General features: G+C 36.4%; 15 protein-coding genes. All 15 read right to left on the bottom strand.

Annotation, left to right across the window (positions count from 1 at the left end):
• Positions 1 to 14 precede the first annotated feature (14 nt).
• Positions 15 to 1,244, bottom strand: coding sequence for a serine hydroxymethyltransferase (locus G558_RS0111225; protein WP_028830216.1), 1,230 nt, complete (start codon positions 1,242 to 1,244; stop codon positions 15 to 17).
• A 158-nt stretch (positions 1,245 to 1,402) separates the two neighbouring features.
• A complete protein-coding gene (groL, locus tag G558_RS0111220; protein WP_028830215.1) occupies positions 1,403 to 3,025 on the bottom strand; it encodes a chaperonin GroEL in 1,623 nt (540 codons plus the stop codon).
• A gap of 21 nt (positions 3,026 to 3,046) precedes the next feature.
• Complete coding sequence (locus G558_RS0111215; protein ID WP_028830214.1) at positions 3,047 to 3,331, bottom strand: co-chaperone GroES; 285 nt, start codon at positions 3,329 to 3,331, stop codon at positions 3,047 to 3,049.
• 164 nt (positions 3,332 to 3,495) lie between these two features.
• Positions 3,496 to 4,551: a flavodoxin family protein gene (locus G558_RS0111210; RefSeq protein ID WP_028830213.1), complete on the bottom strand. Its 1,056-nt coding sequence runs from the start codon at positions 4,549 to 4,551 to the stop codon at positions 3,496 to 3,498.
• 1 nt (position 4,552) lies between these two features.
• Entirely contained in the window at positions 4,553 to 5,833 is a 1,281-nt protein-coding gene (locus G558_RS0111205) for a hypothetical protein (RefSeq protein WP_028830212.1), read from the bottom strand.
• 12 nt (positions 5,834 to 5,845) lie between these two features.
• Positions 5,846 to 10,738, bottom strand: coding sequence for a nicotinate-nicotinamide nucleotide adenylyltransferase (locus G558_RS0111200; protein WP_051188666.1), 4,893 nt, complete (start codon positions 10,736 to 10,738; stop codon positions 5,846 to 5,848).
• 110 nt (positions 10,739 to 10,848) lie between these two features.
• Positions 10,849 to 11,418 (bottom strand): indolepyruvate oxidoreductase subunit beta, encoded by a 570-nt coding sequence (locus tag G558_RS0111195; protein WP_028830210.1) that lies wholly within the window; start codon positions 11,416 to 11,418, stop codon positions 10,849 to 10,851.
• 1 nt (position 11,419) lies between these two features.
• The gene (gene iorA, locus G558_RS0111190) at positions 11,420 to 13,204 is read right to left on the bottom strand and encodes an indolepyruvate ferredoxin oxidoreductase subunit alpha (protein WP_028830209.1); all 1,785 of its coding nucleotides are present in this window, start codon (positions 13,202 to 13,204) and stop codon (positions 11,420 to 11,422) included.
• A 19-nt stretch (positions 13,205 to 13,223) separates the two neighbouring features.
• The gene (locus G558_RS0111185; RefSeq protein ID WP_028830208.1) at positions 13,224 to 14,129 is read right to left on the bottom strand and encodes a bifunctional enoyl-CoA hydratase/phosphate acetyltransferase; all 906 of its coding nucleotides are present in this window, start codon (positions 14,127 to 14,129) and stop codon (positions 13,224 to 13,226) included.
• Between the two features lie 69 nt (positions 14,130 to 14,198).
• A complete protein-coding gene (gene pgsA, locus G558_RS0111180) occupies positions 14,199 to 14,717 on the bottom strand; it encodes a CDP-diacylglycerol--glycerol-3-phosphate 3-phosphatidyltransferase (RefSeq protein WP_028830207.1) in 519 nt (172 codons plus the stop codon).
• Between the two features lies 1 nt (position 14,718).
• On the bottom strand, positions 14,719 to 16,041 hold the full coding sequence (gene rimO, locus G558_RS0111175; protein WP_028830206.1) for a 30S ribosomal protein S12 methylthiotransferase RimO: 1,323 nt from the start codon (positions 16,039 to 16,041) through the stop codon (positions 14,719 to 14,721).
• Positions 16,034 to 17,113, bottom strand: coding sequence for a tRNA 2-selenouridine(34) synthase MnmH (gene mnmH, locus G558_RS0111170; protein WP_028830205.1), 1,080 nt, complete (start codon positions 17,111 to 17,113; stop codon positions 16,034 to 16,036). Before mnmH ends, rimO begins: the two co-directional genes overlap by 8 nt.
• Before the next feature lie 16 nt (positions 17,114 to 17,129).
• A complete protein-coding gene (locus tag G558_RS0111165; RefSeq protein ID WP_242825239.1) occupies positions 17,130 to 19,811 on the bottom strand; it encodes a DNA translocase FtsK in 2,682 nt (893 codons plus the stop codon).
• A gap of 98 nt (positions 19,812 to 19,909) precedes the next feature.
• Positions 19,910 to 20,590: a HesA/MoeB/ThiF family protein gene (locus G558_RS0111160; protein WP_028830203.1), complete on the bottom strand. Its 681-nt coding sequence runs from the start codon at positions 20,588 to 20,590 to the stop codon at positions 19,910 to 19,912.
• 97 nt (positions 20,591 to 20,687) lie between these two features.
• Positions 20,688 to 20,807, bottom strand: a 120-nt coding sequence (locus G558_RS13775) for an EF-Tu C-terminal domain-related protein (protein WP_330363861.1), incomplete at its 5' end; no start/stop codon positions are given.

Genomic DNA, 20,807 nt, shown 5'->3' with positions numbered 1-20,807 from the left:
ATGTTTTTTAAGTGTTATTGATAGATTGGATATTTGTCTGTAAGTTCTACTACAATCTTTGCTGCTTCATCTATTTTCTTGTGTGTTAATACAAGGTCTATAACTTCTGCAATAGTCACCATGTCTTCTTCTACCATTCCTCTTGTAGTTACTGAAGCCGTTCCTATCCTTACGCCACTTGTCTTAAAGAAGCTTTGAGGATCAAATGGTATAGAGTTCTTGTTTACAGTTATATGAGCTTCGTCAAGGAGAGTCTCTGCTTCTTTGCCTGTCATATCCCTGTTTATAAGATTTATCATGAGAAGATGGTTGTCCGTTCCTCCTGCTACAAGTTTAAATCCTCTGTTTATAAGCTCTTCAGCAAGTTTTTTACAGTTTTTGACTACCTGAGTCTGATACTGCTTGAATTCTGGCTGAAGCGCCTCGTGAAAGCTTACTGCCTTTGCCGCTATTATGTGCTCAAGCGGGCCTCCTTGTATTCCAGGAAATATCGCCTTGTCTATTCTTTGGGCATACTCAGCCTTGCAAAGTATAGCTCCTCCTCTTGGACCTCTTAGCGTCTTGTGAGTAGTAGTAGTTACAACGTCTGCATATGGTACTGGGTTTTGATGAAGTCCTGCTGCTATAAGCCCTGCAATATGAGCCATATCTACCATAAAGAGAGCGCCTACCTCTTTTGCAACTTCTCCTATTCGTTTAAAATCTATTTCTCTTGAATAAGCACTTGCTCCAGCTACTATCATCTTTGGTTTTTCTGCGAGTGCAATTTCTCTTAGTTTATCATAATCAATGAGTTCTGTTTCTTTGTCTACTCCATAGGCTATGAAATTAAAGTATTTTCCTGAAATATTTACAGGTGAACCATGGGTAAGGTGACCGCCCTGGGAAAGATCCATGCCCAAAACTTTGTCTCCATACTCAAGAAGGGCAAAATATACTCCCATGTTGGCTTGTGAGCCTGAGTGTGGCTGAACATTAGCGTGGTCTGCTCCAAATATTTCCTTGAGTCTGTCTATTGCAAGGTTTTCTACTTCATCTATGTGTATGCAACCTCCGTAATATCTCTTTCCCGGATATCCTTCAGCATATTTGTTTGTAAAATAGCTTCCCATAGCTTCCATTACTGCTTTTGATACAATGTTTTCCGAGGCAATAAGTTCTATATTTCTCTGTTGCCTTAAAAGCTCTCTTTCGAGTATTTCATTTACTTGCGGGTCCTGTTTAATTAAATTTTCAAAATTCATATACACCCTCCTGATTAAGATGAAATTGGTAAACATCAATTACTAATTTCATTTTAACAGAATAATTAGATTTTTTCAAGGATTGTTAAAATAAAACCCCCTAAAAGTTTAATAACTTATAGAGGGTTTCTGCTTTAAATTTTATACTGAAAAGAGTTTTACATCATTCCGCCCATTCCGCCGCCCATTGGCATCATTGGCTCATTTGATTTTATGTCTACTACTGCGGCTTCTGTTGTAAGGAATGTTCCTGCAACTGAGGCTGCGTTTTGAAGTGCTGATCTTGTTACTTTGGTAGGGTCGATTATTCCGGCTTCGATCATATTTACATATTTCTCGTTAAGGACATCAAATCCCATTCCTTTGCCTGCTTTTTTTACATTTTCTACTATAACTGCTCCTTCAAGTCCTGCATTTATAGCGATTTGGTTAAGCGGCTCTTGAAGTGCTTTGAGTATTATTCTGGCACCAATTTTTTCTTCTCCGCTAAGGTCCGCTATTACTTTTTCAACGTCTGCAAGTACGTTTACAAGTGCTGAACCGCCTCCTGCTACTATGCCTTCTTCTACTGCAGCTCTTGTTGCATTAAGCGCATCTTCCATTCTTAGTTTCTTTTCTTTTAATTCTGTTTCTGTAGCTGCTCCAACTTCTATTACTGCAACTCCTCCTGAAAGCTTTGCAAGTCTTTCCTGAAGTTTTTCTTTATCAAATTCTGAAGTTGACTCATCTATTTGTCTCTTTATAAGTGAAACTCTGTCTGCTATTGCTTTTTTGTCTCCAGCTCCATTTACGATTACTGTATTTTCTTTTGTAATCTTGATGCTGCCTGCTCTTCCAAGCATTGAAAGCTCGGCTTCTTTAAGTTCAAGTCCTATTTCTTCTGAAATAACCTGTCCTCCTGTAAGCACTGCTATGTCTTCGAGCATGGCTTTTCTTCTGTCTCCAAATCCTGGAGCTTTTACTGCTATTACTTCGAATGTTCCTCTTAGTTTGTTTACTACAAGTGTTGCAAGTGCTTCACTTTCAACGTCTTCTGCTATGATAAGGAGCTTTCTTCCCTGCTGAACAATCTGCTCAAGTATTGGAAGGATTTCTTGTATATTGTTTATCTTTTTATCCGTTATAAGCACGAGTGGCTCTTGAAGATTGGCTTCCATTTTTTCCATGTCTGTTGCCATGTAAGATGAAAGGTATCCTCTGTCAAACTGCATTCCTTCTACTACTTCAAGTGTAGTATTCATAGATTTTGATTCTTCTATAGTGATTACACCGTCTTTGCCAACTTTTTCCATAGCGTCTGCTATAAGCTGTCCTACTTCTTCATCTCCTGCCGAAATTGCCGCAACCTGAGATATTGATTCTTTGCTTTCTATAGTTCTTGAATCTGCCTTGATAGCCTCTACTGCTGCATAAACCGCCTTGTTTATCCCTTTTCTGATAAGTATAGGGTTTGATCCTGCCGCAACGTTTTTCAGACCTTCTCTTATTATTGCCTGTGCCAGAACTGTTGCTGTTGTTGTTCCGTCTCCTGCTACGTCGTTGGTCTTGGTAGCTACTTCTTTTACTATCTGAGCTCCCATGTTCTCAAAAGCATCTTCAAGTTCTATTTCTTTTGCTATAGTAACTCCGTCATTTGTGATAAGTGGTGTTCCAAACTTTTTATCTAATATTACATTTCTTCCTTTTGGTCCAAGCGTTACTTTTACAGTGTCAGCCAGTTTGTTGACCCCAATTTCTAATGCTTTTCTTGCGTCTTCTGAATATTTTATCTCTTTTGCCATGATAAAGTTCCTCCAATTTATTTATTCTATTATTCCTAAAATATCATTTTGTTTTAAAATTATATATTCTTCGCCTTCAAACTTTACTTCTGTTCCGGCATATTTGGAGAATATAACTTTGTCTCCTGCTTTTACTTCCATTTTTATTTCTTTTCCATCTACCATTCCACCTGGTCCAACTTCGATTACTTCGGCCATCTGAGGCTGCTCTTTAGAACTCCCTGTAAGAATGATACCGCTCTTTGTTTTTTCTTCAGCTTCTGCCATTTTAATTACTACTCTGTCTGCTAAAGGTCTAATTTTCATATTCTTCCTCCTAAATTACCACTGAAATAGTCTTTGTTAGCACTCTTTATCTTAGAGTGCTAACAACTGTATCTCTATATTAAGACTTTTTTCATTATTTTTCAATACCTTTTTTGATTTTTTTTACTTTTTCATGTAATTTTTTGTTTTTACCGGGCTTATTTCTACATTTTACTGCAGATTCTCTTGGAAAACTCCATTGCTCTTTTTTCTATGTCTTCTATCTGAAATATGCTTCCTCTGTCATTTGCAATTGCTGATAAGCTAAAATCCGGAGGAAGCTGGAATGTCTTGTTCATATTAAGAGCTCTTATGAGCTGAGCGGCTATGGCTTCTGATCCTGAGCTTCCTGAAACAACTATTGAATATAATTTTTTATCGTAAAATTTCGTATGCCTGAAAAGTGCTGTCAGGCGATTTATAATGGCTGTTAAATTTGCACCCAGGGCATCATTGTAATTTGGGCAAAGCATCACGAGTATATCTGCTTCAATTATTTCTGGGTATACTTCTTCTACCATTATCCCGCCGTAGTAACAGCTCTTTTGCTTTGCAAAATATTTGCAAACGGTATAACTGCAGCCCTCGCAGTCTTTGACTTCTCCATTTGGAATATAAATCTCATTTATATGTGCTAGTCCCTCAAGATTTTCTTTTACCATGTTCCAAAGATATAAGGTGTTTGAACCTTCTTCACTGGCATGAAGGGCTAAAATCTTGGGTTTTTCCTTGCTTTTGCTGAAAATATCATAAATCTTGAATCTGTGGGCAAGGTCCTTTGTCTCTATTAAGCAGTTTTCTTCCAGACTTTTTCCGTTCCTGAGCTGTGGACTGATATAATTTTTAAGACCTCGAGGCGCTTCGACCATGGGTCTTCCGGGAAACTGCATACCCATAGAGTTAAGCCTGAATACCAGCATGCTTGATACACTCTTTGTGTACAGGTCTTCTTTTGAGTGTATAAGAATAACTCCAGCGCTATATTTAAGCTGGTCTTTATCTTTACTTTTGTAGATTTTTTGGACCAGTGGTTCTATGTCTAAATTTACCCCCAGCTCTTCTAATTCTATTGCAAACAAGAATTTTTTTCCCTTGCAATTCCCTATATGTTCTATATCTCCTGCTTTTACCTCATCAAATTCATCTGTAAATTTTGCTATCATTTCTTCCAAAAATCCTGAAACTTTTCCAAGCCTGCAAACATAGATAGTTTCTTCCATATTATCTCCCTATACTCTGGAGGTGTGAGTGGGTTTCCTTTATCTTGTCAAATAAATCGTCATCCAAAACATTTCTCTCTATTTCCAGCCCATTTAATGAGTACCTGTTTTTCACACCCAAAAATGCATCATCTATAAATACACAGCTATAGTGATATTTCCCTCTAATCCTGGAAAGTATGGAGATTGCGCCCGAAGAAAGTGCCGGAGCTATATATGGCTTGAATCCCAATTCTCTCACCATCAAATTGCATGTTATTGTCTTTTCAGTTATACTTTCTGATTTTTCTTTATTATAATTATATATGCTGTCTGCAATTACGAGTCCATTTCCATGGGGTCCAAAGGCTCTACCTTCTTCTTTGAAATAGGACATATTTTTTTCTTTATCTGAAAAATATAGTGCTCTCGCAAACATAACTCCAAGCCCAAAACCTTCTATCTGTTCTGGCAAGAGCCCCTCGTGATCAAATAATCCCAGATCATTTTTATTACTTATATCATAAACCGCCTTGCAAAGCAGGTCCACAGGGTCTGAAACCACCGCAAACAATCCTTTGAAATTTTGATGTCTGGCCATCTTTGCATATTTAGATATTATTTCACGATTGGATTCGTATTGAACCATTCTTACGTCTCTCACTTCTGATCCTACTTCAGGGACCTTTGCTGATGCACAAAATATGAACATATCACAGTCCATGAGATTTTCTCTTTTTACTGCTTTTATTACAGGATATCCACTGTTCAAAAGGCTGCCTTCTTCTATTGAATAAATCTGATTCATCTCCATTTCATATCGCTTTACTACATTTTCACGATTTGAAAATATACCTATCTCTGAAATTACGTCTCCTCCAAGAAGTTTGAGTCCTATGAGAAGGTTTGATCCTACGTCTCCAAGACCTGCTATATTTACTCTCCACTTTCTGTTTAGTGGCTTTTTAAGGAACAATTTTCTAAGAGGATGAGCTATGTTGAGGTATTGGACTCTGCCTTGTGATATCAAGTCTACAATCCACTCAGGAAGGTCTCTTAGCTCTGGAGATGAAGCATTTTTTTTTCTAATTATCTCTATATTATTTCCGTTTTCAAATATCATTTCTGGATCGGTTATCGCGTAGCTTACTCTTTTTCCTGCATCAGTTTTGTGAAGATAGTAAAGTTTTTTGGTGGTATCTTTTTCCAGCTCACTTCTTATTTCAAGCTCACTGACAACTTCAAATTTAACTTCGCTATCAAAGCTAAAAGCACAATTTCCGTCCTTCTTATAATAATACATTTTTCTCCTCCATTATCTTTGAATAATATTTTTCAACCTTTTTAATTTTTCCAGATCATTTTTGAGATATTCCGATGGTTTAATATCCAGATCATAATCAATACATTTGCCCTGGTCCGGCTTTCTTGGTTTTTGGAAAACTTCTCCAATTTTCTTTAGATTGAAGTTAGTCTCATTTAAATTCTGGTACTCTGCTTCTATTGTTTTAAATATTTTTATTGAATTTTTTATGCATGTTTCTGATAATGTATAAATATTTTCCGGATTTGTGTTTTTTACAAATCCTGGTGAGGCATAAGGTAATATGAAATTTATAGATGGAAGTATATATTCATCTGAACTTTCTTCTCTGTATACAAAGTCGCCTCCCATAAATGGATACAGTGAATTTTCGTTAAACCAGTTATTTAGATTTGGGAGGAAATAAATATACTGTGCATTACGTCCCTGTATGTCCATCAGCTCTTTTCCCTGTCCCGAAAGTATTCCTACTACTATCTGTTTTATTTGAATATCGGCTTCTCTGAACAAGGGGTCAAGCGCCTTTATCCTGTGTCCTTTATGAAGAATGTCATCTATCAGTATTACTGGTTTATTGAATGATGACAATACTTTTATCTGGTTTTTTATATCCATGTAGTTGGGAAATTCCCTAAAGTCAAAGTCCGTCAAAGAAGGGTTAAATGTCTTTTCTGTATGAATAGATTTTGTTACTGTATTTGGTACACGAGCTCCATTGAGGGTTGCTCCATATGGTACGCACATATTCTCGCCTAACTCTCTGGGTACTTTTATATCATAAGCCACCTGATTTATGTCACATACTTTTTTGATTAATTTCCCATATGTTACACTCCTGTCAAAAGAAAGCACCAGTTGTCCCTTATACAATTTGGTCAGGGCCATCTGAAGGTCTTCTCTTGTTTTGTAGATTTCTTTTTTTATGTTTTTATTGCTTCTAAACGGCTCTTTGAGCATGCTCCTAAGATCCAGATTCAGTACTATTGGTTTTGCCATGTTTACACATTGTATGATATTTTCCGGATCGTCTGCATGGATATACTCAAATCCTTGCAATTCGAAAACTTTGTGGCATTTTTGAGGGTCCACAGGTATGAAATTTTTGAATATGCAATATGTGTAATCTTTTTCAAGTGCCATTGTAAGAGTCTCTGTAAGAAGTATCTGGTATATGTTGTTTATTGATTCTTTTTTATTTACACACATAGAATTGATGTATAATATTCTCCCAAGAGCATTTTGCCTCACATAGTCACTTATTTTTGTGTCTTCAAATTCCGAGTAATACTCCGTGCTTCTCAGCCAGCTGCTGGTAGTGAATCCCAGGAGCTTATCTGTAGCTTCGTCACGTATGACTACAGCTCTGAGGTTTTCATGTTTTGCAAGCGAATCAGACACCCTTGATATATGGTCTTCATCCATAAGGTCAGAATCTATGCAAGTGTGTATTAATTTTCTTATCTCTTGGCCTGAACAGTCGTCTATAACTTCTGTCTTCAGGGTCATGTTGGAAAAATATCGCTTGAACATAGGTTCTTTTTTGTAGAGGCCATACCTGTATATAAACTTTTGTGCCAGAGGATCTATAAGCTCTGAAATGTCTTGCTCTGCGTCTATACTTTCTCTTATCTGAGTGGAACTTATATCTTCATACTGGGGCGCAAGGCTAAGTATATCAGACTTTCCTTTTATCATATCAGTCTTTATAGCAAGCAATCTCAGCTCTTGTTCTTCACTCCTGTCACTCTGATTTCTCCTGTGAAAAATTATGTGGTCATATTTAAGTATTTCATTTTTTGAGCCGTCTTTGTAGCTGCTTGCGTTAAGGATAACGTCACTGCCTACTACTATGCTTACCTTTCTTGGTGCAAATATTTTACTTAGATTTTTCAGGTTTTCATCATTAGAGAGGTTTACCTGTACATCTTCTGGAAGTATATATATATTGGGCTCTTCTGCAACAGATACTTTTATTATTTTTCTTCTTATCTTGTTAGGCTGAGTTTTTTTGGACCATGAAAATTCATCTACAGCCAGGAATACATCGTATCCCATGTCTCTTATGGCTTTGGCTATTTCCTTATGTCCAAGGGAAAAGGGATCAAATGTACCTGGGAAAAATGCTATTTTTCGCTCATTTCCACGTTTTATTTCTCCGTATAAAAACTCATAGTCTGCAATAAACCTATATATTGAATTAAGAGAAGCTGCATTTCTTAAATACAAATCTTTACTTTCGTTCTTGTTTTTAAGCATGTTGAGGATTTTTTTATCTACAAGTATATAAATTTTATACTTTTGTACTATGGTCAGGTTTTTTGAAGAGAATATGTTATTTGCTATTATTTTTAGGGCTTCATGACTGAGGTATCTATCAAAGCTGTAGAGACCTACAAGAAGTATTCCTACCATTTTTTCCATACGCCTCTTGTATCCGGCCGGGTCATTGCTAAGCTCATATCCATTTAATATATAGCTCTCTATTGCATGTCCAACCGCAACGAGAATAAGCCATGCCACCTGGACGTTTGCGGTCTTGACTTTATAGTAAAAGTCTTCGAGTATTTCATCAAATTCTCCGGGTTCCTGGTATATGAGGATCTTTCCTATATATTCTGGTATATATTTTGTAAATTGAAGGTCTTGCATCTCAAGAGCTCTTATGAGTTCTATGCATGCTTCATTTTTTTCCTGTCTTTCTAATATGGGAAATATTGAAAGCATAGCTTTTCCCGAATGATTTCTTACGCTCTCTGCAGAGCTTACTTTGAGAAGATTGCAAAAGTGCATGACTGTCTGCAGGTTATTATTTGTTTTTCCAAGAAGTGTAAGTTCTTCGAGAAGGTCTATATTTGATTTTTTTTCAATCCAACTTGTAGCACTCTTTAAGTTTTTCAGATAAATACCCGATATTTCTTCTTTTGTGATTTCATCTGGTTCAAAAATTTCAAGTCTCTTTTTTAAATCTATATCACTTTTCTCGCATATAAAGTTTACAAGCTTATGTTTTACAAAATCTACTGCCTTTTTTCCACTTTTTTTGGTATTTTGCATGATAAAAGTTGAGACATCAATATAAAAAAGCGAGGTTTTGTCTAAATTTTTGAGTACTACATACATACTTTTAGCTACAGACATATTTATGTCTGTAGAAGGAGCATTGTACATTTTTTTCATGAATACTATAAGGGTGTCTGGCATAGTTATTTTTTCTAAAGGAATATATTTTATAAGCTGAGACATCATAGCCAGAGTTTGGTCCGTTAGAGCAACTTCTGTTGACATAGCCTTTTTGTAAATTTTCTCTATAACTTCATAATATTGTTGAGTCTTGTCAGAACCATTTTTGAATATGCTGGATACAAAGTTTTTTGTATTTATCTCTAACCAATTCTTATGTTTTTCTGTCAGTTTATGATCTTTGTATATAAAATATTCCATATATTTTTCGAATATATCCACAGCTTTTATTTCTTGTATGTCATATGTGACATCCTCTGGAATGTCTTTTTTGTATTCTTGATCAAAGTTGGTAATAAGGAGGCCTATAATCTTTGCTGCCTGATTTCTTACATCTTCTTCTTTGTAAAGCAGCAGATCTCTCAGCATATTCATAATGAACATCTTTTGCAGCTGACTGGTATAGATGTAATATTCTTCAAAGGTGCTTAGATATTCTCTTAGTTTTTTCCAATTTTTTTCACCACTGAGATCTGCAAGCATCCCATTAAATGATTTTGCCGCAGAAAGTTTGTTGAGTATGTTTATGTTGTACTCAATGGCCTTGTATTTAAGGTTTTCTGCTATCTTTTCTCCATAGGCAAGGCTAAGATCTGCCTTGGGCATATCTTTCTGATTTTGAGCTTTTTCCAGTCCTTGCAGGGTAATGCTTGTGTCTATACAATTTTCTACCATAAAATTCTCAAAATCTTTTAGTTTGGCGTAAACTTTTCTGTATCTACGCTCTTTTGCCTCGTTTACATTGTCCAGTTTGTCTAAAATAACCTGAAATGATTCTGAAAGTGGATATATATGCATTGAGCCATCTTTATTTTTAACTCTGAAATCAGAATATATGAGTACAAGGCACTCTGCAGGAAGATTTTCCAGTTCAAGGTCCCATGTAGAGTGGTTTGATGCTACATTTGCGATGTAGGGCATGGACCTTTCTCTAAACCATACATCGGTATAGTAGTAATGCAGATAAGGGACTCTTTTTTCTTCATTTTTTCTGCATCCAAATTTGCCTATATCATGTCCTGCGGCGGCGGCTACGACTGTAGCAACATCCACAGGAAGTCCGGCATCTCTTAGCTGCCTTGCTATATATCCAGCTACAGAGCTTACTCCTGATATGTGGTCCAAGGTAGTATATCCCTTGATCTCCTGGTTCAATTTCATCATTTCGAATATATATTCATCTTCGAATCGCTTTATAAATTTATGGTATTCATGGTTTTTATCTAAGGTATTTAGTTCCTCTTTTGTAAGGAGTTCTATTGGATGTTTTATATAAAATTCACTTGAATCTGTGCTTTTTTCTATCTTTAACCATTCTCTGTAAAATGTCAGAAACAATTTTACCAGTTGATTTTTCTCATCTGAGAGTTCAATATTTATGGATTTAGGGAAAGAAAGTGACAATATATATTCATAGGCATACTCAATAAATTCTTTACTGTCCATATATCCAAGATAGTCCTTTAATGCTTTTGCAAGTTTAAGTGCCTTAAAATCTTTTTTATTTATAAGTTTTTTAAGATTAGTCTTGAGTATTTCATCATTTTGATAGTCTTTGTCCTGGTCTTTTTGTGAAAAAACAATCAAAAAGTCCTCAATTATTTTATCTATCTCTGATATATTGTTTTTAGGATTCATAATCATTCATTTCCTCTCCCTTTGTTAATTCAATTTTATCACATGCACAATGCAAATAAAAGCCAAAAGAAAGATGATTCCAAATAATGGATTCATCTTTCTTTTGGCCGATAATATTAAACTAATGTTTTTCCTATCTCAAGAGCCTTAATGTTTATATCAACAAAGGCTGGTTTAACGTTTTCTTTTATTATTTTATCCCAGTTGATGTGTTCAAGCTGCATAGACTTGATTATTGTTCCAAGTAAAATTATATTCATTACTTTTGAATTTCCAAGTTCTTCAGCTTTTTCAGAAGCATCTACCACTATAGTCCTTACTTTAGATTCAAGAGTCTCTATAATGTTTTGTGGGTAATCAAATTTTCCAGAAAGTATAGGCATAGACTCAATCTCAATGTTGTTGACAACTACGAGACCTTCGGGTCTTAGATACTCTAGTGCTCTTATCGCTTCCATCTTTTCAAATGCTACTATAACATCTGCTGATCCAAGCTCTATAACAGGGGATTCTACCTTTTCACCATACCTTACATGTGATGAAACATTCCCCCCTCTTTGTGACATTCCGTGAATCTCACTCATTCTTACATCATATCCTTCTTCCAGAAGACCTGTAGTAAGAAGCTTGCTTGCAAGTATTGTACCTTGCCCACCAACTCCAACAAGTAGTATATTTTTAGTCATATTATTTACCTGCCTTTCCTATTGCCTGCTTTGGACATACCTGTGCACATACTCCGCATCCTACACACTGATCTTTTTTTATTGTAGATTTTTTTGTTTCTTTGTTAAAAGATATAGCAGGACATCCTGTTTTTATACACATTCTGCATCCTATACATTTATCGTGATCTATCTCATATTTTTCCGTAAATGCTCCTGTGAATTCTTTTTTGTCAACTTCTGTAAACTTTTTAAGAGCACATGGCCATCTTGTTATTATAACTGATGATTCTTCCATGCCAAGAGCCCAGTCAAGCGCTTCTTTCATCTCTTTAAGATCATTAGGATTTACTGTTCTTACATTTTCAACTCCACAAGCTCTTACAAGTGGTTCTATTTCTACAATTGTTGTCTCTTTTCCCTGAATAGTATATCCTGAACCCGGGTTTTCCTGATGTCCAGTCATAGCTGTTATTCTGTTATCCAGGATTATATTTACTGAATTTGACTTGTTATAAACTACATTAAGAAGCCCGTTTATAGCAGTGTGAAAGAATGTTGAGTCTCCAACTACTGATACCACTCTCTTCTTGTTGTCGTCTTTCATGTTAAAGACCTGCTGTGCTCCATGTCCTGACCCAAATGCGCCTCCCATGCATACGTTGAAATCCATTGCATTGTATGGTGGAGCGAATCCAAGTGTATAGCAACCAATGTCTCCTGCTACAACAACATCTTTTCTCTTTCCAAGCTCATAGAAGAACCCTCTGTGAGGACATCCTGCACAAAGTGTAGGAGGTCTTGGTACAGCAAGCGCTCTGTCGTATTCTACTATCTTTGGCTCAATCCCAAATACGGCTTTTTTGATAACTTCTGGAGTCATCTCTCCGCAAAATGGAAACAGATTCTTTCCAAAACAGTCAAAACCAAGTCTTCTTACTTCGTCTTCTATATATGGATCATTTTCTTCGATTACATATATTTTTTCCATGCCTTTACAGAATTCTATTATTTTTTTATCTGGCAGCGGATTTGTGAAACCAAGCTTTAGGTAAGATACTGTATCTCCAAAAACCTCTTTTGCATATGTGTAACTTCCACCAGAAGATATTACTCCTGTTTTAGAGTTATTGTCTACTACAAAGTTAAGGTCTGTTTCATTGGAAAATTCCTTTAGCGCTATCATTCTTTCTTCTACAGTATATCTCATCAGTCTCGAGTGAGCTGGTACTGTTATATTTTTTAGAACATTCTTTTCGTATTCTTTTATTCCAACTTCTGTTCTTTCTCCGCATTCAACGATTCCTTTTGAATGACAAACTCTTGTGGTCATTCTGAAAAGCAGTGGAGCATCGTATTTTTCGCTTATTTCGTACGCTCTTAACATCATGTCTTTAGATTCTTGACTGTCTGATGGCTCAAGCATGGGCACTTTTGCATGTTTTGCAAAATTTCTGTTGTCTTGCTCATTTTGTGATGAGTGTTGTCCTGGCTCATCGGCTGTAATAAGTACAAGTCCTCCGTTTACGCCCATGTATGCATATGTAAATAATGGGTCGGCTGCTACGTTAACTCCAACGTGTTTCATTGCTGCAAGAGTTCTTGCTCCGGCAATTGAGCCTCCTATTGCTGCTTCGAGTGCAACTTTTTCATTCGTCGCCCACTCTGCAAGGATGTCATCCTTATATAAGGCTACGTTTTCCAGTATCTCTGTACTTGGGGTTCCCGGATAGGCCGAAGCATATTTTACGCCAGCCTCGTATGCTCCCCTTGCTACAGCTTCATTACCTGTCATTAATTTTTTCATCATGTATCTCCTTTGCATTTTATTTTACTGCTGATGCAGAAATAGCCAGTGATAAATACTTTTCTTGTGTAGATGCTCCTCTTGAAGTGAGAACTATAGGCACCTTGGCTCCAACTATGAAACCTGCCATCTTTGCATTCGCGGCATATATCAGTGATTTGCCCAGTATATTTCCCGCTGTAATATTAGGCACTATCATTATATCTGTATGTCCTGATACCTGACTCTTATAGCCCTTAATCTGCGCAGATTCACTACTCCATGCCAAATCATAGGCAATGGGTCCTTCTACTATGCAGTTTTTTATTTCCCCACTAAGATTCATCTGCTTGAGCATGTCTGCATCTATAGTTTCAGGCATTTTGGGATTTACATTTTCAACTGCAGAAAGAACTGCTACTTTTGGGCACTCGTAACCTATGTTATTGAACACCTCAACTGCATTTTCTATTATCTGTTTTTTTTCCTCAAGATTAGGATACATCATCATTCCGCCGTCAGTTACTGCCAGCAGTTTGTGATATGAAGGTACCTCATGCATTGCTATATGAGACATTATCTTTCCTTTTGAAAGTCCAGTTTCCTTGTTTACTACCGCTTTTAACAAATCTGCTGTCTGAAGCTTTCCTTTCATTATAAAGTCAGCTTTGCCTTCTCTTATGAGCTCTATTGTCTTTTCTGCTGATTCTTTGTCGCTATGAGTTTCGTAGATTTCATAGGCATCTGGATCAGTTCCAAGCTCTTTAAGAAGCTGCTGGATTTCTTTTTTGTATCCAACAAGTACTGGCGTTGCTATACCGTCTTTATCAGCCAGTATAAGCGCTTCAAGTGCATGTGAATCATGGGCTGCAGCTACAGCTACTCTTTTCTTTTTACCATTGCTTTGAACATGTTTGATTAGTTCATCAAATGTTTTAAATTCCATTAAAGTCCTCCTTTATTGTTTGTCATTAAAAATTATATCATATATTTTGTATTTTTATATCATTGTTAATTATCTCTCAGCTATAAGTTCTTTATTTTTCCAGATATATTCTACACCTGAGTAGAGTGTCAGACCTACACATATATACATCATTATGTCTGCAAATGGGATATTCATAAGCAACATAAGGATTGCCAGCATCTGAGTGACGGTCTTTATCTTCCCTCCTCCTGATGCGGCAATTACTTTTCCATTGGTTGCTGCCATAGCCCTTATTATAGATATGGCATACTCCCTTGTTATTATTACTACAACCAGCCACGCTTCTACTCTTTGAACCTGAATCAGAAATAGAAGTGCAGCTGCTACAAGTACTTTGTCAGCCAGCGGATCCATAAATTTTCCAAAATCCGTCACAATATCATGCTTTCTTGCCAGATAACCGTCAAGAAAATCTGTAAAAGAGGCCACAGCAAATATTATTGTGCTCATCATCATTACATTATTGTTTTTTTCATAATATGCTGCAATAAGGAAAAATGGTACTAATATAAATCTGAGTAAAGTAAGTTTGTTTGGTGTATTCATTTTATATAATCTCCCCTGTGAGGTCGTATTCAAGTGCATCTGTTATCTTTACATTAACAAATTGTCCTTTTTTAAGTTTTTTTTCTGATTTTACGAATACCAGACCATCAATTTCTGTCATGTCCCTGTATGATCTTCCCTCGTAAAGTCCGTCTTCGATTTTTTCTTCTATTAAAACTTCCATTGATTTCCCAACGAAGGTCTTGTTTTTTTCATAAGAAATTCCCTGCTGAATCTCCATGAGACGGTTTTTTCGTTCTTGCTTGATTTCTTCGTCTATCTGATTTTCCAAAAGTGCAGCTGGAGTGTCTTCTTCTCTTGAATATGCAAATACTCCAAGCCTGTCGAATTTTACTTCTTTTACAAATTCACAAAGTTCATCAAATTGCTCCTGGGTTTCTGAAGGAAATCCAACTATTATAGATGTTCTTATTGAGGCTTCAGGTATTTCTTTTCTTATCCTGTCAATATTCCCTTTTATCTGCATTTTATCTGTTTTTCTGTTCATCAGTTTTAGAATCTGGTCATTTGCATGCTGAATCGGAATATCAAAGTACGGAAGTACTTTTTCGCATTCTTTTACAGCTTTTACAAATTCTGTATCCACGTCTTCTGGATATGAGTAAAGTATTCTTATCCATTTCAGATTTTCTATCTTATTAAGTTCTCTCATAAGATCACTTATTGCCTTTTTCCCATAGATATCGAGTCCGTATTTTGTAGTGTCCTGGGCTATGACTATGAGCTCTTTCACTCCATTTTTGGCAAGCTGGCGTGCTTCTTTTAGTATATCTTCTTGATTCCTGCTTCTGTATTTTCCTCTAAGCTTTGGTATTATGCAGTATGTGCAGAGATTATCACAACCCTCTGCGATTTTTATATAGGCGCTGTAGGTGTCTGTAAGGAGGGATCTTGGAATTTCTTCAGCTATATGCTTGTCTATATCTGTTATAAGACTGGTTTTTATTCCACTTTTAAGCTCATTTATTTTTTCCAGTATCATATCAAAACTTGTAGTCCCAAGAACTATGTCAATTTCTGGAATTTCGCTCAAAAGTTCATCTGAATATCTCTGCGCCAGGCAGCCCGTAACTATAAGGTATTTTAGTTTGCCTCTTTTTTTGTACTGGCCAAGCTCTAATATCTCGTTTATAGATTCTTCTTTTGCAGCTTCAATAAAGCCACATGTATTGACTATTGCTATGTCTGCATCCATTATTTGTCCGGTTTGCGTATAATCGTTGTTTATAAGTGTTCCCAGCATCATCTCTGAATCTACCAGGTTTTTTGCACATCCAAGTGTGGATATAAATATCTTATTCATATATCTCCTTTTGCTCTAATCCTTGTTTTTTTAAGAGTTGTCTGTACCAAGCGTCTACTTCATCGCATGCTTTTTTAAATTCATCGGTGTTTGCAGTAAACTCATATTTGTATTTATCCTGTGAGTGCAGGTAAAGTTTGTCGTAATAGTTTTCCATTAAAAATTTGGCTATATAGTAATAATCCTTTTCTTCGGCTCTTTCAAGGAGCGTTTTTACGTTTTCATTTCCAAGCGAGTCCTTGAGTTTCATTATAGATGACTTAAGCAGATCGTCATTGTCCCAGCATTTTAGTGTGTAGTCTTTTACACACCTCTCTACTCTGGATTCTATAGAAGATTCTACAAGTATGTGATATCCATTTTGCATCATATCCCAGAATGAACTTGAAAGCATGCATTTTCCTATTTTTTTACTTTCACTTTCCATAAAGAGATATTTTATACCTTTTGCTTTTACACTCTGAGTGTAGTCAAATATTTGTGTCTCAAAGTACTTTTGCGTTGTAGCATCCCCTTTGTAATATATTCCTCCAAATACTGAACCACTGTTGCGTGCATAGTATTCCAGGTCTATTATTGCTATCCCCCTTGCTTCAAGATCTTTGAGCATTTCAGTTTTACCGATTCCCGTGTGACCATGAAGTACTACAAAGGTGAAGTCTGTACTGAGCTTATCAAGTGAATTTATAACGTAATTCCTGTATTTTTTATATCCACCATCGAGTTTTACAGTATTTAATCCACAGCTCTTTATAAAATCTACTACTGAGCTGCTCCTCATACCGCCTCTGAAGCAATATATTATAACATTGTCATATTCTTCGCTCAATTTTTTTATATCATTAAATATATCTTTTAGTTTTGGTGCTACAAATTCCAGGCCTGTCTCCACTGCATCTTCTTTACCTTTATTTTTGTACAATGTCCCTATTATGGCTCTTTCTTCGTTGTCCAGTATTGGGATGTTTATCGCTCCACATATGTGGTCTGCTTCAAATTCCAAAGGACTTCTTACATCTACGAACACCTTACTGGCCAAATTTAATGCATTTTCTATATTTATTGATTCCATCTTGCTCCTTTTTTAGCTACTCTGATATTTCTATCTGCTTTGCGAATACTTTTCTAGGTTTTGCCCCATCCATAGGTCCGCATATTCCGCGTTCTTCCATTTCATCTATTATGCGTGAAGCTCTGTTATATCCTAATCTGAATTTTCTCTGAACCAGTGATGTGGAAATCTGGCCGTTTTGATGCGCAAATTCTATGACCTCTTCAATTATCGGGTCTGCTTGTTTTTCTTTTTTTTCTTCATCTTTTTTTTGCATTGTCTCTTCGATTATGTCTCTGACTTCATGCTTTTGTTTTGGAAATTGTTTAGATATAAATTCTACTATATCCTTTACTTCCTTATCTGAAATAAATGCCCCTTGAATTCTCTGGGCTTTGGATATTCCCTGGGGAGAATAGAGCATGTCTCCTTTTCCTATCAGTTTTTCTGCTCCCACGCTGTCGAGTATAGTTCTTGAATCTACTTGTGAAGATACTGCAAATGCAATCCTTGAAGGTATGTTAGACTTTATGAGCCCTGTTATAACATCCACTGATGGCCGCTGAGTAGCAAGCACCAGGTGCATCCCGCAGGCCCTTGCCATCTGGGCCAGTCTGCAGATTGCATCTTCGACTTCGTTTGGACTTACCATCATAAGGTCTGCAAGCTCATCTACTATTATAACTATTCTCGGCATTTTTTCTTCTATATCACCCAATTCATTATAACCACTTATATCTCTTACACGGTTTTGGGCAAACAGCTTGTATCTTCTGTTCATCTCGTTTACCGCCCAGCTTAGAGCATAAGGTGCCTTTTTCATGTCGGTTACAACTGGTATAAGCAGGTGTGGTATATCATTATATATTGAAAGCTCAACCATCTTAGGGTCTATCATTATAAATTTAACTTCATCGGGAGTCGCTTTAAAGAGTATGCTGCATATAAGTCCGTTTATGCATACACTCTTGCCTGAACCAGTTGAACCAGCCACCAGCATATGAGGCATCTTGGATATATCAGATACCATAGGTTTTCCCGAAACGTCTTTTCCAAGCACAAAAGTCAGTTTGGACTTTGCCTCAAAGAAGGTCTTGCTTTCAAGTACACTTTTGAAACTCACCATGTCAGTCTCTGGATTTGGGAGTTCTATTCCAATTAGAGATGTGCCTGGTATGGGTGCTTCTATTCTTATAGCGGCTACTGCAGCCAGTGCCAGTGCCAGATCATCTGAAAGGTTGAGTATTTTAGAAACTTTTACCCCCGCTTTGGGTTGAAGTTCATATCTTGTAATGGTAGGACCTGTAGCTACATTCACCACTTTTGCCTCTATACCAAAAATCATCAGAGTCTCTTCTAGTTTTTTTGCATTTTTATTTTGTTTTGCCGGATCTTTTGATTTTATCTTGTAGTCTTTGAGTAGCAGGGTTGATGGAAGAATATACTTTTTTTCAACTTCCCCTTCACCATTTTTTTTCTCATGTAGCTCAAGTTCTTCAGGATGTTCTTTTTCCATCTGGCTCTTTATAAATATATCTCTCTCATCCACGATTTCATCTGCAAGGACATCTTTATGGACATCAGCCGCTTCATGTGATTCAAAAGAAACTATAGGTGGCTCCTGAGTTTTGAAGTTGCCTATAATAAAGGGTGAATAAGGCTTTGTGTCCCCACTTACATCCCCACTTTCGCTTTTATATTCAGGAATTTCCTCAGGGGTTTTTTCGAGTTTTATTTCGGGTGTCATTTCTTGCTTTGGTATTTTATTAAAAACTATAACATCTTCTTGTTCGTATTTTGGAAGCTCTTTTTTCTCTGTATCTACATAGAATTTTTCGAGAAAATCATATCTTCCCCCATCTTTCTTTTTGGTTTTGTCTTCTTCAAATGCCTGGGGTGGTTTAAGATAGTTCTCTTTGAATGTGCTTCTTTTTTCTTTTTTAGATTCGATTTTATTTACCTTGTTGGAATCGTCTTCTTCAATGACATAATCAACAGCTTTTTCTTTGATGGTTTTTGCTGCAGTTTTACTTTTTTTAAAAGCACTTATACTTGCATCTCCAATTTTTGAAGGTGACCATTTCAAATAATAAATTCCCACAAACATATATATTCCAAGAGAGATTATTATCATTCCGCTGCTTCCCATAAATTTTTCTAAGTAAAATGCAATAAGATAAGGCCATAGCCCAATTCCACTTCCTGAAGCCGAATTTACAAATACAATCTTTATAGTTTCGAAGTTTATTTTCCCTCCCAATATAGTTTCAAGATTTGTCGCTCCATAAAATATCATTGTAGCTGCTGAAACTAGTATTATCATTGCAGGTGGAAGAGAGTGGAGGCTGAATCTCGAGCTGTAAACCAGTCTGATTGCTCCAGTAATTAGTAAAAAAAGTGACAAGAGTACCGAAAGCCTTGAAAACTGTCCTAACATTATGGCCTTGATCCCTTTTCCCAAAAAACCCATTGCATCGGTGGTTATGGATAAGGTAATTATCATTCCTGAAACTACCATAAAGAGGGCTATTATATTTTGTCTCCTGAAGTCATCCGCAGAAGATATTTTTTTAGAAGTGGATGCCTTTTTAGAAGTGGATATTTTTTTAGAAGTCTGTGATTTTTTTCTTTTAGGTGATGGGCTTTTTGTTATGTTACTTTTAGTCATCGGCTTTTTTGCAGTGCCTGCCGGACTTATAGGTTTTTTGATTTTTGCCAATTTATTTACCCCATTTCTTTTATTATAACTTTTATATTATAACATATATGGCGTTCAATTTCCAATAAAATAGCCAGGGTTAAGTCCCTGGCCACACTTTAGGACATATCGACAATTTCAAATGAATTATCATATGTATTTATAAACATTATCTTTTTTTGCAGAATTTTTCCTCTTGATATCATTATCTTTAATGCTTCGCTCACCTGAAACGATGCTATTAGAGCAGGTGTAAAGGATGGGTTTCCCAAAGTATTATCTGTCTCTTTTTTTGTTGAGCCTGAGTAAAGACCTGAAAGTGTTCTGTCTCCTGGAATTATCGTGCTTACCTGACCATACCAGCCTGATATTGCTCCATGTACCAATGGAATATTTTGCTCTTCGCATACTTCTTCAAGCATTAGCCTGGAGCCTATATTGTCCAACGCATCCATTACTATATCGCAACCCAAGAGTATTTCTGAGGCATTTTTTCTGGTAAGGTTGTGCTCATATGCAGTGACTATTATTTCTGGATTTACTGTTCCTATTCTCAGTTTTGCCTGTGAGGCTTTATTATTTCCTATCGCGCCAGGGACTGATAGTATCTGACGGTTTAGGTTGGTTTCTTCAAATACATCTCCATCTACAACTATCAATTTCCCGACTCCAAGCCTTGCAAGCATTTCTGTTATATATCCCCCAAGTCCTCCACATCCAATAACTGCTATTTTTTTCGCCCTTATTGAAACATTTTCATCTTGAGTCAGCATCTTCATATTTCTTGAATATCTGTCCATACAAGCCCTCCAGCAATTTATGTAAAAAGACTGCATATCTGACCGAAGTCAGACATGCAGTCTAATAGTGTTATGATTCTATTTAAGTTTTTGGAAATTAAGCATGGATAGCAACAACTACGCCTGATCCTACTGTTCTTCCGCCTTCTCTTATTGCGAATCTTAGTCCTTCTTCAACAGCGATTGGAGTGATAAGCTCAACCATCATGTTTATGTC

Source organism: Proteocatella sphenisci DSM 23131, from assembly GCF_000423525.1.
Lineage (GTDB): Bacteria > Bacillota > Clostridia > Peptostreptococcales > Filifactoraceae > Proteocatella > Proteocatella sphenisci.
This window is presented reverse-complemented; position numbering and strand designations above follow the sequence as displayed.